This is a genomic window from Mucilaginibacter sp. P5_A6 (genome assembly GCF_056400585.1).
Window position 1 is genome coordinate 1 of sequence record NZ_JBFUKZ010000003.1, and the last position, 17,344, is coordinate 17,344.

A 17,344-nucleotide genomic window follows, 5' to 3' on the forward strand; every position below is an offset into this window, starting at 1 on the left:
GTAAAATCCTTGTGATTTATCTCCGTTTCGGGTAACGATTTAAAGTAATCAAGGGTGATCTTTAAACCCTCGCTCCGCGAAACTTTTGGCTCCCAGCCTAATATTGCCTTGGCCTTGGTAATATCCGGGCGCCGCTGTTTGGGGTCATCGGTTGGTAATGGCAGGCTGATCAGTTTCTGATCTGTACCTGTTAACTTGATGATCTCCTCCCCAAACTGCCGGATGGTTATTTCATCCGGGTTACCTATGTTCATCGGCTGGGCATAATCACTATGCAGCAGCCGGTAAATTCCTTCAACCAAATCATCTACATAGCAAAACGAGCGGGTTTGTGAACCATCGCCAAACATCGTCAATGATTCGCCCCGTAATGCCTGCCCGATAAAGGCCGGTAATACACGCCCGTCATTCAGTCGCATTCGCGGACCATAGGTGTTAAATATACGGATGATGCGTGTCTCTAACCCGTGGAAGGTATGATAAGCCATTGTTATCGCTTCCTGGAAACGTTTGGCTTCATCATATACCCCTCTTGGACCAACCGGGTTTACATTACCCCAATATTCCTCGGGCTGAGGATTAACATTCGGATCGCCATATACTTCGGATGTGGAAGCTATCAGCATCCTGGCTCCTTTTGAGCGGGCCAAACCCAACAGGTTATGGGTGCCTAATGAGCCTACCTTTAACGTTTGGATGGGTATCTTTAAATAATCAATAGGGCTTGCCGGTGAAGCAAAGTGAAGGATATAATGCAGTTCGCCCGGAACAAACACAAATGTGGATACATCATGGTTATAAAACTCAAAATTCTCCAGTTTAAACAGGTGCGATATATTGCGCAGATCCCCGGTTATCAGGTTATCCATGCCTATTACATGATAGTCCTCCTTTATAAACCTGTCGCATAAATGCGAACCCAAAAAGCCTGCGGCTCCTGTGATTAATATTCTTTTACGTTCTGACATTGATTATTTGCTTCTGTTGGTTTATTAAGATATGTAACGCTTAGCTTTTAGTACCTATAGATTGCACCAAGAAACCAATTTCTCTTAATTTATTGGCATCAAGTAAGTTTCTGCCGTCAAATATTTTGGCTGGTTTTAACATACTATCATATATTTTCTTCCAGTCATAATCTTTAAACTCATCCCATTCGGTTAATACAGCAATAGCGTGGGCGCCTTTACAAGCCCCATAAGGATCTTCCACTACCTTAACGCCCTTTTTATTTTCTTCTGATGTACGTGTTCCAAGATAGTCGAGATCAAAATAAATCTGGCCCTCTAAAACCTTAGGGTCATATACCATAATCTGAGCCTGCTCATGTAACAAATGATCTGCCACGTAAATAGCTGCCGACTCCCTGGTATCATTAGTATCCTTTTTAAACGCCCAGCCTAAAAAGGCTATTTTTTTCCCATTTACCGTGTTATACAATTCCCTGATCATCTGGTTAGCAAACCTCCTTTTTTGATGATCATTCATAATGATAACCTGTTCCCAATAGTCGGCCACTTCCTGTAAACCGTAGGTTCTCGCTATATAGACTAAATTTAAAATATCTTTCTGAAAACATGATCCACCAAAGCCAACAGACGCTTTTAAAAACTTAGGCCCAATACGGCTATCTGTCCCTATCGCTCTGGCAACTTCGTTCACATCAGCTTCGGTTTTCTCGCAAAGTTCTGTTAAAGAGTTAATTGACGATACACGTTGAGCAAGGAAGGCATTGGCTGTTAATTTTGATAACTCCGATGACCAGGTATTAGTTGTTAAAATACGTTCTCTCGGAATCCAGTTATTATAAATATCTACCAAAGCCTGAACAGCCGCCTGGCCTTCTGGCGTGCTATCACCGCCAATCAAAACACGGTCAGGCGCATCTAAATCCTCTACAGCAGTTCCTTCAGCCAAAAATTCGGGATTTGACAGTATCTGGAACTGTGAGCCATTACCAGTATGTGTAAGAATGTCCTTTATGGCACTTGCTGTTCTTACAGGCAATGTCGATTTTTCTACTATAATCTTATTGTTCTTTGATACACGGGCAATTTGCCTGGCGCAAAGTTCTATCCATTTTAAATCTGCAGCCTGCCCCTTGCCTGCACCATAAGTTTTTGTGGGGGTATTTACTGATATAAACACCATTTCTGCATCGGCGATAGCAGTATCTACATCAGTAGAGAAAAACAAGTTACGACCGCGGGCTTCGGCAACTACATCGCTTAAACCAGGCTCATAAACGGGTATATTGCTTACATCTTCATCGTTCCATGCTGCAATACGGGCCTCGTTCAAATCAACTACTGTAACTTGAATATGCGGACATTTTTTGGCGATCATAGCCATAGTAGGGCCACCAACATAGCCAGCTCCTATACAACAAATTTTTGTTATTTTGATCATAGATTTAATGTTAATAACTTCAGGTTTATTTTAATACTAGAAAAGCGACCATTATTGTACAATAATATATTTTGTTAAAAAATCATTATATGCCAGCGCAATACCATCTTCAAGTTCGACGCTATATTTCCAGCCTTTGTTTTTCAATTTGGAAACATCCATTAACTTCCGGGGCGTACCATCTGGTTTTGAGGTATCAAACTCAATTTTGCCCTGATATCCAATAATTTTTTTAACTGTATTTGCCAACTCTTTAATGGATATATCTTCGCCGGTGCCAATATTTACTAAACCAGGTTCATTATAATTTTGCATCAGATAATAGCATGCATCGGCAAGGTCATCGGCAAATAAGAATTCCCGCTTAGGAGAGCCGGTACCCCAAATAGTTACAACTGAAGCATTATTTTCTTTTGCTTCGTGAAACCTACGAATTAAAGCCGGCAATACATGAGAGTTCTGGGGGTGGTAATTATCGTTATAGCCATACAAATTTGTAGGCATAGCCGAGATATAATTACAACCGTATTGTGCCCGATAAGCGTCGCACATTTTAATACCGGCTATTTTTGCGATAGCATAAGGTTCATTTGTTTCTTCGAGTAAGCCCGTTAACAAATAGTTTTCCTTTAAAGGTTGCGGGGCCATTTTTGGATAAATACAGCTTGAACCCAGAAACATTAATTTCTTGACATCATTTAAATAAGAATTATGAATGATGTTGTTTTGAATTTGCAAATTGTCGTACAAAAACTCGGCGCGATAGGTGTTATTAGCTACAATGCCACCAACTTTAGCTGCCGCAAGAAATACATAATCGGGTTTTTCAAGTATAAAAAAATCTTTTACCTGTTGTTGAACCCGCAAATCAAGTTCTGCCGACGTACGTGTGATAAAATTGGTAAAACCTTCTTTTTCGAGCTTTCTATAAATAGCCGAACCAACCATACCCCGGTGACCCGCAATATATATTTTAGCATTTTTTTCCATTATTATTCAAACTGGTTTTTAATAACATAGCCTGAATCCTTCAATAATTTTTCTCTTCTAAACAGATCAACGTCTGCAGCAACCATCTCTTTAACTAACCCTTGCAAATCATATTTCGGCACCCATCCCAACTTAGTTTTTGACTTTGTTGGATCGCCAATCAACAAGTCAACTTCTGTTGGTCGGAAATATGCTTTGTCAACAGCCACCACCTCTTTTCCAATTGCGATTTGAAAATCTGGATTACTACAGCTAACTACAACCCCTGTTTCATCAACGCCGTCACCTTTAAACTCCACTTCAATTCCAACTTCAGCAAATGACATCCTTACAAATTCGCGCACACGGGTAGTTACACCGGTGGCAATCACGTAATCTTCCGGGGTTTCCTGTTGTAGTATGAGATACATAGCCTCAACATAATCCTTAGCATGGCCCCAATCGCGCTGCGCATCAAGATTACCCAAAAATAATTTATCCTGTAAACCCATAGCTATTTTAGCAGTTGCCCGGGTTATTTTACGGGTTACAAAAGTTTCACCACGTAAAGGACTTTCGTGATTAAACAAAATACCATTACAGGCATAAATACCATAGGCTTCACGATAATTTACCGTAATCCAATAGGCATACATCTTTGCAACCGCATATGGAGAACGAGGATAAAAAGGTGTTGTTTCTGATTGTGGCACAGCCTGTACTAACCCATAAAGCTCTGATGTCGAAGCCTGGTATATTTTAGTCTTTTTCTCTAAACCTAATATGCGAATAGCTTCCAGCAATCGCAACGTACCAATTCCATCAGCATTAGCAGTATATTCAGGAGTATCGAAACTTACCTTTACATGCGACATTGCTCCCAGATTGTATATTTCATCGGGTTGCACTTGCTGAATAATCCGTATCAAATTGGTTGAATCACTTAAATCACCATAATGAAGTTTTAGTTTAATTTCTGTATCATGGGGGTCTTGATACAGATGATCAATTCTATCGGTATTAAATAATGAACTACGGCGTTTAATACCGTGCACTTCGTAACCTTTACTCAATAGCAGTTCTGTTAAATAAGCCCCGTCCTGGCCTGTGATCCCTGTAATTAAGGCAATTTTTTTCATAAGTTTATAGTACTTTTCTTTAAATTAATGATTTGATATATTTTCCAATCAAATTTTGCAATTATCAGTAAAAGAACCGCAATATAATACAAAAATTATCATAATTGGCAATAAATATTAAAAATAATTAGTTTGCGTTAAACACACTATTTATAAAATCCCGCATAATGTTATCTATGTTGAGATATTTTACTGCATAACTGCGGGCATTGTCGGCCTTCTCTAAGATATCAGAGCCACTTTGCGCCTTGATTATACCTTGAGCAAGAAGATCGTCATTTTCTGGCTCGATCACATAACCAACATTGTACTTATTTATCAGGTTATACAACGATGTATCCGGTGGTGAGGTAACCATACTTACCCCGCCTACAGCTAATATGGTGGTTAATTTTGATGGCATAACCAAATCACTTGCATTCGCCTTTTGCAGAATCAGGTGTAGGTCGGCCATGTTTAGAAACTCATTAAATACCTCTTTATCCTGCACGGGTAAAAACGTTAAATTGGTTAAGTTCTTTTTATTGGCAATTTCGATAAGCTTATCCTTGTAGGGTCCCGAACCACAAATTATAAATTTGATATTGGGATTTTCGATAAGAAGCTGAGCTACGTTAATAATACTTTCAAGTCCTTGCTTTTCGCCAATGGCCCCTGAATACAAGCATACGAAATCAGTTTTATTGTAGCCCCATTTACTTTTCAATAAATGGCGTGACGCAACAGGGAAAAAATAAGACGTATCAACCCAATTAGGAAAAAAAAGCACCTTCTTTTCAACCTTTTGCTGCACCTTATTGATCATTCCTTCCGATATACTACTTACATAGTCGGCTTTTTCAAGTATGTCTTTTTCTATTTTATAGATCTTATCAAATACCCTCTTACTCGAGATCATGTTTAGTTCCTGAGCTGCTTCAATCTGAAGGTCCTGAATATGATAAAGTAATTTGCCACCGACACTTTTTTTTAACATTAAACCGAGATAGGCCAGGTGAAAGGGAGGAGCTACAGTAATTATCAAATCATACCTCTTTTTGGATAATTTAAAACCAAGCACCCTCCAAAACATAGACGACCAAAAAGAAAAATCCTGTATAATTCTTTTTGATCCGGTTGGATTTGCCGGAACATACGAAGGGCATCGGTAAACTGTTAAATTGGTTTTGCTCTGGGTGGTAATCACCTCTTTTGTGTACCAACGGTTTTTATAGGGCGCTTGCACCTTCCAGTAAGGATAATATGGATAGGTGGTAATGACGGTACATTCGTAGCCATTTCTGGCTAGCCAATCCATCATCTCACCATTGTATTTCCCTATTCCGGTTGGTTCTGGAGAAAAATTGTGGCTGATTAAAATAATTTTTTTGTTGGTCATGGGAATGTATATAACTAACCTTCTTATATTCTATTAAAGTATCTCAACACATAATTCATTGGTACAAGACGATGGCAATGGTTAGTCAAAAGAATAAACAATTAAAATGAAAAAGTTAGCATCATAATATTAGTTAAAAAATCAAAAGCGCGTCCGGGTTTCCTTTTCCTTTATTTTACAATAAATTTGCGTAAAGTAAGACATTTTAAGAATTGCAAAAACAAATCCGCGGGCACCGTCTCTGAATCCACCCAAAAACACAAAACTTCCTAAAAAATAAACGGGCCCGATAAATATACTGCGCATTAACCGGTATTTTATTTTTTGCTTAAAAGTAAGCAGACTTAAATCTCTATTGTTTTTCAAAAATCGTTCAGCCTCCCAATCGGAATATTCATTATGTTTTGCAACATAATGGGTAACACCTCGATAGTCACGATGGTCAATTTTGCTTTTTATAACACCTGTGTCGCCTTCAAGGATTGGATGTTCGTGAATTTCCATATCCAACTTACTCCATTTTTCTTCGTCGATTTGCTCATACTCGCCATACCCCACCTTAAATAATGCTAACTTATTAAGCGGATATCCACCTCTTAATTGCCTTCCTAAAAAATAGATGGTATAGCTTAACCAATAGCCTACTATTTTACTATCCGTTGTCAACGCCCTTTGCAAATCAACTTTAAATTCAGGAGTAAGATATTCGTCTGCGTCTAAAAACAATACCCATTTGGTGTTTGGCCGGTGATTTCTTAAAAACCAATTCCTTTTTTTGGGAAATTTACCATCCCAAACAAAATCTATCACTTCTACACCGAACTTCCTCGCAATTTCCTTAGTTCTATCCTGGCTGCCCGAATCTATAATAACAATTTTTTTTGCCAGGTCTGTTCCAATAGCTTCAATACAACCTGCCAAATTTATTTCTTCATTTTTTACGGGAATTGCAATTGTTAAATCCAGCATATTATCATGTTTTTATCAATCAATTTTTTGTTTAAAAAGAGCATTATGTTGTTAATTCTTATGATAATAATTGCATTAAGGTCGATCACTAATTATTCGGGCTTTAAAAGGTTGACAAGGGTGCCCGGCACAAACACTCCAAGATGGCATAGTCTTAGTCACAACAGATCTTGCTCCAATTACACAGCCATCGCCAATATGAACGCCCGGGTGCACGAAGGCTTCCGCGGCAATCCACACGTTATCGCCTATAATAATAGGCTTGGTTATAAGGGGAAACCCGGAAAGAGTATAGTCGTGCGTACCGGAACAAATGTAAGCCCCCTGCGAAATCACAGTACGGGCACCTATGCTTATTTTACCCTGTGAATAAAGAGTTACCCCACTTGCAATACCACATTCTTCGCCCAATTGCAAATTCCACGGAGCCCATATTTTTACACCGGGATAAACGTGAACACCATTGCCTATCTCGGCGCCAAATAATTTTAAGAGCAACGCCCTCCACTTATGAAACGGCTTTGGAGATGGACGGAATAACAAAACAGAGACCATCCACCAAAGCGATCTTGCCAAACGATTGCCTAAGGAAAATGACGCTCCCGTGTGCGTATTAGAATTGACCATAAAACGATATAAATAACTGTATTTTAATAGTTTCAGTTATGACAAAACTAGTTAAAAAATAATTTTATATAAAAAAGATCAGAACGTGTTTCATTGTATAACTATTAAAAAGCAGAAGCACATATTCTTAAAAGGTAACAATATACTTTGGCGTACTCTGTTAATCAATCTAAAATGTTTTAATAACAGATGGCATTTTTCCTCCGTTTAATATCCACTGATAAACGCTGTAAGTTTGCCGGGCAATAGATTCCCAAGTAAATTTGTCCTTCACTAATTGTTTACCCCGTTTTCCCATATCTATCCTTTCTGAATCAGGCATAGTAAATAATCTATTTAATTCTGATAAAATACTATCCGGGTCGGGGCTAATTTGTAATGCGGCATTGGATTCAAACCCTTCAGGGATATTGCATGCATCTGTCATAATAACCGGTAAGCCATATGACCATGCTTCCAAAACAGCCATTGGAAGTCCCTCACTAAATGAAGGCAAAATAAATGCATCTGAACATCTAAAGCAAATATCCTTGTCAAAATTAAACTGAGGGCCTACCAGAAATACATCATTGTTTAAATTTGAATTTTTTATGGCACTGTTTAAAGTTTGCATGTAAATTTCATCCTTACTTTCTCCAGCTATTATCAGCTTCCATTCTTTTTTATATGCTCCCAATCCTGCCCACGCCTTTATCATGTTTTCTATCCCTTTTTTTGGATGTAGCCTACTTAGAAACAACATAACTTTGCGGTCATCATTACACCTCCACGTTGGTATTTTAGCATCTGATGGCCATTCCTCTGAAGGCAGATTTACTCCGTTGGGTATAATTGCTATCGGGTTTTTACACCCAAAATCTCTCATTGCTTCGTATTCAGATAGCGCGAGCGCATTTAAACAGTTAGCATTCTTAATGTATTCTCTCTCGTAAAGCCCGCCTACCAACTTTTTCTTCCACGCGTTATTATTTAATATCCACTTATCAAGCATTCCCCTGGTGGAGATGATGTAAGGCACATTATTTTGTTTGTGATATCTTAGCGTTGCGAAGGACGGATATATCCAAATACACTGAGGATGAATAATATCCGGCTTAATTTGTTGAAGTTTCTTGTTTATGTCTGAAGRTAAGGCGAAACTATTTGATCCGATGAGTTTATAGTCTTCCAATGGTAATGGCGAATAAGCCTTTATATCCTGCGCACTGTGTTCATCGCTATATGCCAAAATTACAGGATCTAAACCATCAATCTTCATCATCGACTGACCAAGATTTCTCACACTATTGTATAATCCACCTGAATTACGTGAGTTTGAACCGGCTATAAGTGCTATCTTCATATTTGAGTAGAGGTTGTTCAATCAAAAGATTTTATAAAAATAACAAAATCTTTTGATTAATAAATTACAATTTTAACAATTAATTGTAATTTCCATTGTAAAATTCTATAATACACGTATTTTCAGGTAAATAATAGATATGTTTTATTGTTAAAAAATCATCATTTTTTTTTGCTCAAACTATCCTTACAAAAAAAACGTTCTTGATTCAACTTATGACATTTTTATATCTTCGTATTCATGAAAAAGATCATTTTTATATTAGCGGCTATTACAAGAGTATTTATTGCCAATGCCCAAACAACTACACTAACTATTGAACAATATAAAGGAAAAGCCGATGGAGTTGTTTTAGCAGATGGAGTTATCGATGCAGGCAATGTGTTGTTAAAAAGTAATACGGCAACATTTAAAAATGATGATATTGGTAAAATTGCGTACATAGCAGGTGCTGGTAAAAATAATGGTACCCTTATTGCAAACATAATATCCGTAAAATCTGCCCACGCAGTTGAGTTAGACGTTCCAGCAAGTACATYGATATCAATTACCGGAGTAACTTATGGTACAGATTGTACTAATTCGTTTGTACAGTTTAACAAAGCTGCTCGTCTATTGAGAAAACAAAAAGTTGTTTTAAACATGCAGCCCGGAATTTATTTAACATCTTTTAATAATTGGATAGCTGGCATAACCAATATAACCGTAAACGGCAATAAAGCCGGCGTTATCTGCACACACGGTGCTAAAACACCAGGCGATTTTGCGTGGCCCAATATCGGGCTCTATACGCCCACCTGCTTCGATAATGTTGACAACAATTTTTACGTTCATAGTTATATCAATGATCTTAGCTTTGGCAGTAAAATTAAATCGGCCAATAAGGGATCGGAAAGTGTGCAAACCATAAATACCGGAGACACCGACGGATTCAGAACAGGCGACTGGGTACTGGTATATGGTTTACATATCGAAGATTTTTTTGGTTTCCCACCTAACCCTCAGTATTTTGAATACCTGAAGGTGACCAAGGTTAATGATGCCAACAGAACCATATCCTTAAGTGCACCACTCAAAAATTATTATGACGCCAGCTGGCCGGATGGCAGCAGGAGCGATGGTGTTGGCGCACCGCGTATACTTGATCTGAACAGAAGTAATTTCAATATCGTGGAGAACATTACCATGAATGATATCACCTTTCTGCCATTTAACGGCTGGAACGGTAAACTCGCCAACGATATACGCAACGGCAGGCTCAGCTTGTACGGTTTCATCAATGCAACACTTAATAATGTGACGGCTTCATCGGCTTATTTTGGTAATGGCAGCAGCCTGCATGCCAACGGCATTCACCTGAATTTTCAGTGTGAGGCGGATAAGGTGCTTGATACCCTTGTTATCAAAAACTCTACCATTAAGGATTTTTCGCACGCCGGTGGCATCAACACGCTTATCCTCAACAACAACAACTTTCTGGGGAATTTTGATACCAGTCCTAAAGCGCTTTACCTGGAAGGCAACACGTTTGACTGTCAGGGCAGCAATACCGGATCTATGGCAAGTTTGGCTTTTAACCACAATGTGGAATATATGCGCATAGGAACCAACACCTGGATATCCTCCAGCCCGGTGCGAACATCCTTATTTTCAACAACCAATGCTGTTAAAATGAATGTCGGGAAAGTGATCAGCACACATACAGTAACCATTCCCTACCAGGATTTTGTAAAATCAAAAGCTTCAAGGCAGGTAATACCGGGAGCCAGCGGCAGCACCGCCGATGGTAAAAAGGTGAAAGTTACCGGGATTTTCAGGTACGATGCCGACAATATCGGTGTAAATGGCAATTTCTCATCCCCACCTCAGCAGGGTGACGTATTTATTTTTGAGTATGCCCACAAAATTGATATTGTAGGAAAACAGATCAGAAAAGGACCTTATGCCAATCAACTAAAACTTTTCCAGGCGCAGCCTAAAAAGACCACGCTCATTAATTTTTCCAGCGAGTCGCTAAAGCAATAAGTAGGTAATTAAACTTTAAAATAGTTGCGGTACCAGTTAACGAAGGCTGTAATTCCTTCTTTAACTGATATCGATGGTTTATAACCATGATCGGCCATAATGTCGCTCACATCGGCAAAGGTTGATACAACATCTCCCGGCTGAAGCGGTTTCATGTTCTTGATAGCCGGCTTGCCTATGGCAGTCTCCAGTTCGGTAATAAAGTTCATTAACTGTACAGGCTGATTGTTGCCGATGTTATAGATCTTATACGGAGCCGATGATGATGCCGGGCTGGCCTGACTGGCGTCCCAGTTTGGATTTGCTACCGGCGGATTAAGTGCAACACGTGTTACCCCGTCGACAATGTCATCTATATAGGTGAAGTCGCGCGACATATTGCCGTTGTTAAATACATCTATCGGCTTACCGTTAATTATAGCCTCGGTAAACAGGAACAAAGCCATATCCGGGCGCCCCCACGGACCGTAAACGGTAAAGAACCTAAGGCCCGTAGTTGGTATATTGAATAAGTGGCTATATGTATGTGCCATCAACTCGTTGCTACGTTTGGTAGCAGCATACAAAGATATAGGGTGATCGACACCATTCGAGGTTTTAAACACCTCATCGGAGTTAAGTCCGTACACGCTCGAGCTGCTGGCATAAACCAAGTGCTTTACTTTATAATGACGGCTACCCTCCAGTATGTTCAGGAAACCGTTTACGTTGCTGCTTACATAGGCATCGGGATTTTGAATACTGTACCGCACCCCTGCCTGCGCGGCCAGGTTGATCACGATCTCTGGTCGAAAATCTTCGAAACATTTAGTTATGCCTACCTTGTCTTCCAAATTAAGTTGGATAAACTGGTAGCTTTTGTGTATTTTACTTTGCAGCAGCATACCATATAGTAGTTCGGTAGTGTTGATACCGGTTTGGGCCAGGCGGGCCTTCTTTAGCTCGACGCTGTAATAATCGTTTATATTATCAATACCCAGCACATCGTGGCCTTCTTTTATCAACCGTTCGGCCAAATGATAGCCAACAAAACCAGCTGTACCTGTAATTAATATTTTCATAGTGTTACCCTGTGTAGTAGTTATTACTGATTTCTATACCGTATCAATTTAGCCGGATTACCGCCAACAATTGCCCATTCCGGCACATCCTTTGTCACTACGCTGCCGGCTGCTATAATAGCATGATCGTGTACCTTAACGCCCGGCAAAATAATTACGCGCGTTCCTATCCAGATATCGTTACCGATTGTCACCGGCCGGCGTTCAGACGAGCCCTGCTTGGTGATTGGTATGCTCGGGTCGTTAAAGTTATGACTACCCGAAAGGATCACCACTTCGGGGCCCATCATTACATCATCGCCAATAACGGTATCGTTGGCAATCCAGGTGCCACGGCTCAACGACGTATTCATTCCGATCTCGATATTAACGCCGCTGCCAAAATCAACCCCTCGGTTTACCTTAAACTTGGCAGGTGTTTTTTTGAATATTTTACGAGCCAACGCTACCCGTATCTTATTACCTACACCGCCAAATAATAGTGGAGGCGAAGGCAGATGCTTTGCAACGCTATAATATAACAAAATGTAAACCGACTTCATTTTCGAAATTTTCTGGCGCGCGCGTACGTCCGAAGATTTGTCTAAAAAAAAGCCGTCTGGAGTTTCAATAGCAGCCATATTATTGTCTCATTTTAATTACTTTGGCAGGTACGCCTGCCGCCACGCCATAAGCCGGTACATCCTTGCTCACCACTGAATTGGCCCCAATGACAGCACCATCGCCAATGATAACGCCTGGCAGGATAATACAGCCGCGCCCTATCCAGCAATCGTTACCAATCTCGATGGGCGCTCCAAAATAGTCTTGCTTTTTGATAGGGGTATGGATGTCGTCAAACTTATGATTATAATCGCGTATACTGGTGTATTCGCCTATAGATGTTCCTTCGCCGATAGTTATCGAAAAAAGCGACGTAAGATAGCAGCCATCGTTAACTGTTACTTTATCACCCAATAATATTTTTGAGTCCGATGAACCCTGGAAAACGCAGCGCTTTCCGATACGCACATTGTTCATCAGCCGAATATCGGCGCCTGGCCAGATAAATTCGGGCATACCATCAATAACGGTACCCTTGCCAATATACCTGAAACCGTACTTACCAAAAACCCGCATCCAAAAAATAATACTTTTTTGCCTGATAAACCTGCCTGCATACCATAACAGGGCAAAAGGCAGTAAACCGCCATAAGCCTTCAGCTTTTGTTTCGCCGATCCGGTTGCGGGCGGAGGTGCATATCTTCTTTGGTGCATATGTCGGTTTTGTGATAGTTAGTTAATCGTTCAGTACCTTAAGCAAGTTTAGGCCATAAGCTTCAACCGAGTAGTCAGATGATGCATCCAGCGCATTTATACTCATCTTATGGCGCAGATCAGCATCGGTCATCAGTTCAACAACCTTAGCTTGCAGATTTTTTTCATCGCCTGCCTCGCAAATAAAGCCGTGTACGCCATCCTCTATTACACTGCCACTTTGATTAGTGGTAACGATAGGCAATCCCCAGCTCATGGCCTCGATCAACACCAGCGCCGATCCTTCGAGGTACGAAGGAAAAAAGAAGATGTCCGATGTTCTGTATTGCTCTTCCAATTTCTCTTTCGGTAGTTTGCCCAAATACACCAAATTTTTATGCGGATAATCTTCTATCAGTTTCTTTACTTCGGCCTCGAGCGCACCGGCTATAGAAAATACCACATTTTCGTCTTTCAGCGCCTCGGCGATGGCCAGAATGTCCAGCAGGCCTTTGCGGTATCCGGCGTTGCCAGCAAATAATATCCTGAAGGTACGTGGCTCTTTGCTCTCAAATTTCCTTTCAATCTCCAGGCGTATCTGCTCCTTATTATTGGTTGGGGTGTAGCCGTAATTTACTACGTGAACCTTGTTTATATCAATGGTAGCATCTTTACGCAGCTCATTCTTAACGTAATTGGACGGCACGATTATCTTGGTACTGTATTCCCACTCTTTACGCTCCACATCCTGCTGGAATTTTACATAGTCCAGCTTATCGCCTATCTCGTAGCTGTATTTATCGCGAAATAACTGCAGCATTTCCATTTGGCTGGCGCGCGGCGCCACACATTGCTCCAGGTAACCCTTCCAGCCCCGCGTGTGCGACCATTCCAAAAATCCAAGGCTCACGGTATCAAAACCAAAGTACTTTCCCGGCGTTTTATCTTTGGCGTACTCGATAAGGCGCCCCCCCAAACGCTTATTTAAAAACTTAAAGGCTTCGATAGTTTTGGCATCCTTCAGCAATTTCCTAAACCGGATAGAGCCATACCAATCATAATCAACATAACTGCTTGGGAATCCGGGATCGTACTTTTTAAGACTATTTACCAGTTTAGGCCCCACAACCGGTAGCTTTGCCCAAATGCTTTGGGTTGAAAAATAGGTATCGACAATAAATTTATCCAATAGATTTTCCTTGTACAATAGTTTTGCTACTGCGGAGTGTCTTGGTATACCAGTTTGGCCTATAATAAATTTTTTCATGATCAGTTTTCTCTATCTGATTAAATTATTAGATACATCGGGATTGCCCGGGGAAGGGAGTTCCGCAACGGCATTAGCAGATCTGTTAAAGATGACACGTTTGCGCTGTTTATTTACCGAGAACACATGATAGTATACCAGCAGATAAGGTGGTAAATAAAGGAACAGGATGGCCGGTATATTATCATAAACCGAGAACAAAATAGTTACTGCAAACATGCAGTAAAACACCTTATACTTAAAGTTACCAGCTTGCATAGCCCGCTTATAAAACTTAGCGCAAAAAAACGCGAATATAAAAAATAGTAAGCCGCCAAAATACCCTAACTCAAGGAAAGCATTTGCATAGCCGGTTTGGGTTAGATAAAATTTAAAACCTTTGGAGTCGTTAGAGAACGCATATTCATCGCGCAACTCGCCTAAATTCACTTTATCTAATTTCAGGTTATCCTTAAAGTCTTTACCAAACAGCGTGGCACTGGCGTATTGATTAGTAAAACCATTTACAAGTGTGGCCCCCAAGTAACCGTAATCCCCGGTTCGGGCCACCGCTGCCATGTTCAGCGAGGCGTCGATAATTTCGTTCGAACGGTCGCCGCTGGCATATTCTTGCAAAACCGGCGCAAGCGAAAGATTGGCGATCTGCCCATAATTACCCGATTTGGTATAGGGTCGGATAATTGGGAACAGCACCACTACAAATAAGCCCAGGATTACACCGGGGAGGATGAGGTTTTTGTTCACCTTGCGGCCGCCTATCATAAATAACGGGAACATAAACACCATGCACATGGTAAAAAACTCACTTCGCCGACCTGATATCACCAGGAATTCGGCCGAGAAGATAAACCAAATGATAAAAAGTATGAGTAATCTCGGTGTTGGTTTAACAAGATATAAGGCGAATACAAGAATTGCCGTAGGCCTTAACAAACGGGCAAAATATAGTGTAATAGCAAAGTTACCACCTGTTGACTCATTACCGAATGTAGATGCCGGGATAAGCGCCGAAGCCAAACCGCCGAGTACCGCATAAACAGTTAAAATCCTAACTAATTTGGCGTAATGAATCTCGTATTTAAACGGGTGCTTAACTTGGTAATTCGAATAATCAAAGTGCTTAAGCCCAACACTATAACCTATTACACCCGCCCAAAAACACAGCAGTGCGTTGAATACGAAACGATTATAATCCTCGATAGGCAAAATGGTTTTTTCGTCCTTGATAAAGAATAGCGTAGGCACAACAAACACAAGTGTCGACAGCGCCGAAAGCGCCGGATACTGGTAAATACGTTCCACATCATTATAACATCTGAAGATGAAAAATAATGACGTCGCTACGAGTGTCCAAAACAAAAAATCTGCCATCTTATCTTTATTTTTCCTACGGCTGCTTTAGCCATTTTATCCTGCATTAACTAACTGCTTCCGGGGCAGTTGCTGCCGTTTTTTAACTTTACTAAGTATAATGCCCTTCACTTCCTTAAATGTATCCGGCATCAACCATCTGATAACTATAACATAAATAATAGTTCCAAAAACGGTAATTGCGCCAAAACATATCCAATTGTTGGTATTGGGCACTACATAGCGGAATACATACCAAAGCGGAACATAACCAACTACAGCCGAAATTATTGGCGATGTAAAAATACTCATTGATTCTTTGATCGTACCGCCAAATAACTTAAAGCCATCGTGCAGCCATATCGGGCTTATCACTACGTAAAATATGGAGACCGAGGTTGCAGTACCGATAGAACCCCATCTGGCAGTAAGTACATAAACAAACAGCCCCATGCCTATCATCGAAAAAATAGACATTCTTGCCAGCCTGCCGAATTTACCATCAACCTTATAAGGAGTTGACCATAGTGAAGCAACCGCCCTGAACGTCATCCCAACGGAGAGTATTTCAATTAAAGGGATGGTATCTACCCATTTAGCTGAAAGGAAAATTGCAACTACCCATTTAGCCGTAGCACCCTGCCAAACAGCAAAGGGGGCAGCAACAAGGCCCATCATTTTTAAACTACGGTAATACAATACTTTTATACGCTCCTTATCGCCTTTCAGCACTGCAAGGCTTGGGAAAAGTACTGCCGGAATTAAATTAGCAATAAAACCGATAACCTGTATAGAAAGACTGAACGCCATATAATATACACCAACAATAATTTGGGTTGCAAGTACGCCCAGTATACTATTATCTATCTGGTTGATGATGCGTTGCGATACTGTATGAAATAAAGACATGGTGCTGCCGGTTGCCAGGTATTTCCACCGTCTTAACGTATACTTGAACCTAATGGTCATGTGAGCCATCCTAAAACTCATGAACATGCGTACAATGGCTACAAAAATTGGTGGAATTACGAAACTATATACACCCAGGCCAACATATGCTAAAATAATGGTGAGCAGCATGGTTACACCAGTATCCATGATCTGCAAAGCGGAGAGCGCCTTAAAATTCAGGTCGATACGTAGTTTGGTAGCCGGTATTACCGTTATGGCCTGAACCGGTGTAGTAAAAGCATAAAACGATACCAGCAAAAACACATCGTGATCATGATAAAGCAAGCTGCCCAGGTAACCAAATATAAAGATTGCTACAAACGATATGACACCCAATACAAGGGATATACCGTAAGCCACCGGCAACCAGATTGCAAATGCATTCTGACGCCGCAGTAGTACGTCATTTAAACCAAACTGCTGGATGATAAGGCCGATGCTTGTAACCGTGTATACCAGGCTGATTAAACCAAAATCCTTAGGCATCAGCAGCCAGGCCAAAACAATCTGCCCAACTACCGATACAACTTTTGCTGCGACGGTTTGCACCATCATCCAACTCATGCCGTTTAGTACTGAAGCCCCTATGCCACCCTTGCCTTTTTCTACCATGTTTTATTA

General features: G+C 40.6%; 14 protein-coding genes and 1 pseudogene. 1 reads left to right on the forward strand and 14 read right to left on the reverse strand.

All coding sequences use genetic code 11. The features are described from left to right. The 8 genes from AC1DO4_RS04120 to AC1DO4_RS04155 form a co-directional block, all read right to left on the reverse strand. Window positions 1-968, reverse strand: a 968-nt coding sequence (locus tag AC1DO4_RS04120) for a UDP-glucuronic acid decarboxylase family protein (protein WP_477413254.1), incomplete at its 3' end; no start/stop codon positions are given. Between the two features lie 40 nt (window positions 969-1,008). Continuing rightward, window positions 1,009-2,409, reverse strand: coding sequence for a UDP-glucose 6-dehydrogenase (locus tag AC1DO4_RS04125; protein ID WP_477413256.1), 1,401 nt, complete (start codon window positions 2,407-2,409; stop codon window positions 1,009-1,011). 51 nt (window positions 2,410-2,460) lie between these two features. Beyond that, entirely contained in the window at window positions 2,461-3,399 is a 939-nt protein-coding gene (fcl, locus tag AC1DO4_RS04130) for a GDP-L-fucose synthase (RefSeq protein WP_477413258.1), read from the reverse strand. A 2-nt stretch (window positions 3,400-3,401) separates the two neighbouring features. Beyond that, window positions 3,402-4,517, reverse strand: a complete 1,116-nt coding sequence (gene gmd, locus AC1DO4_RS04135) for a GDP-mannose 4,6-dehydratase (RefSeq protein ID WP_477413260.1) — start codon at window positions 4,515-4,517, stop codon at window positions 3,402-3,404. Window positions 4,518-4,644: 127 nt separating this feature from the next. After that, complete coding sequence (locus AC1DO4_RS04140; RefSeq protein ID WP_477413262.1) at window positions 4,645-5,895, reverse strand: WcaI family glycosyltransferase; 1,251 nt, start codon at window positions 5,893-5,895, stop codon at window positions 4,645-4,647. Between the two features lie 141 nt (window positions 5,896-6,036). After that, on the reverse strand, window positions 6,037-6,864 hold the full coding sequence (locus tag AC1DO4_RS04145; protein WP_477413264.1) for a glycosyltransferase family 2 protein: 828 nt from the start codon (window positions 6,862-6,864) through the stop codon (window positions 6,037-6,039). A gap of 75 nt (window positions 6,865-6,939) precedes the next feature. Further along, complete coding sequence (locus tag AC1DO4_RS04150; RefSeq protein WP_477413266.1) at window positions 6,940-7,491, reverse strand: WcaF family extracellular polysaccharide biosynthesis acetyltransferase; 552 nt, start codon at window positions 7,489-7,491, stop codon at window positions 6,940-6,942. Between the two features lie 169 nt (window positions 7,492-7,660). Continuing rightward, the gene (locus AC1DO4_RS04155) at window positions 7,661-8,833 is read right to left on the reverse strand and encodes a glycosyltransferase (RefSeq protein ID WP_477413268.1); all 1,173 of its coding nucleotides are present in this window, start codon (window positions 8,831-8,833) and stop codon (window positions 7,661-7,663) included. Between the two features lie 240 nt (window positions 8,834-9,073). Here AC1DO4_RS04155 and AC1DO4_RS04160 point away from each other — a divergent pair, with 240 nt between their 5' ends. Further along, complete coding sequence (locus AC1DO4_RS04160; protein WP_477413270.1) at window positions 9,074-10,858, forward strand: hypothetical protein; 1,785 nt, start codon at window positions 9,074-9,076, stop codon at window positions 10,856-10,858. Window positions 10,859-10,866: 8 nt separating this feature from the next. Here the strand turns inward: AC1DO4_RS04160 and AC1DO4_RS04165 are convergent, their stop codons facing one another. From AC1DO4_RS04165 to AC1DO4_RS04190, 6 genes and pseudogenes are all read right to left on the reverse strand, one after another. Further along, window positions 10,867-11,919 carry an NAD-dependent epimerase gene (locus AC1DO4_RS04165; protein WP_477413272.1) on the reverse strand — a complete coding sequence of 351 codons (1,053 nt, stop codon included), beginning with the start codon at window positions 11,917-11,919 and terminating at the stop codon, window positions 10,867-10,869. Between the two features lie 32 nt (window positions 11,920-11,951). Next, window positions 11,952-12,110: pseudogene (locus AC1DO4_RS04170) on the reverse strand (LbetaH domain-containing protein); the annotation flags it as partial. A 430-nt stretch (window positions 12,111-12,540) separates the two neighbouring features. Continuing rightward, a complete protein-coding gene (locus AC1DO4_RS04175) occupies window positions 12,541-13,176 on the reverse strand; it encodes an acyltransferase (RefSeq protein ID WP_477413274.1) in 636 nt (211 codons plus the stop codon). A 22-nt stretch (window positions 13,177-13,198) separates the two neighbouring features. Further along, window positions 13,199-14,422, reverse strand: coding sequence for a glycosyltransferase family 4 protein (locus tag AC1DO4_RS04180; RefSeq protein WP_477413276.1), 1,224 nt, complete (start codon window positions 14,420-14,422; stop codon window positions 13,199-13,201). Between the two features lie 12 nt (window positions 14,423-14,434). After that, window positions 14,435-15,793 carry a hypothetical protein gene (locus tag AC1DO4_RS04185; protein ID WP_477413278.1) on the reverse strand — a complete coding sequence of 453 codons (1,359 nt, stop codon included), beginning with the start codon at window positions 15,791-15,793 and terminating at the stop codon, window positions 14,435-14,437. A 36-nt stretch (window positions 15,794-15,829) separates the two neighbouring features. Next, window positions 15,830-17,335: an oligosaccharide flippase family protein gene (locus AC1DO4_RS04190; RefSeq protein ID WP_477413280.1), complete on the reverse strand. Its 1,506-nt coding sequence runs from the start codon at window positions 17,333-17,335 to the stop codon at window positions 15,830-15,832. Between the last annotated feature and the right edge of the window lie 9 nt (window positions 17,336-17,344).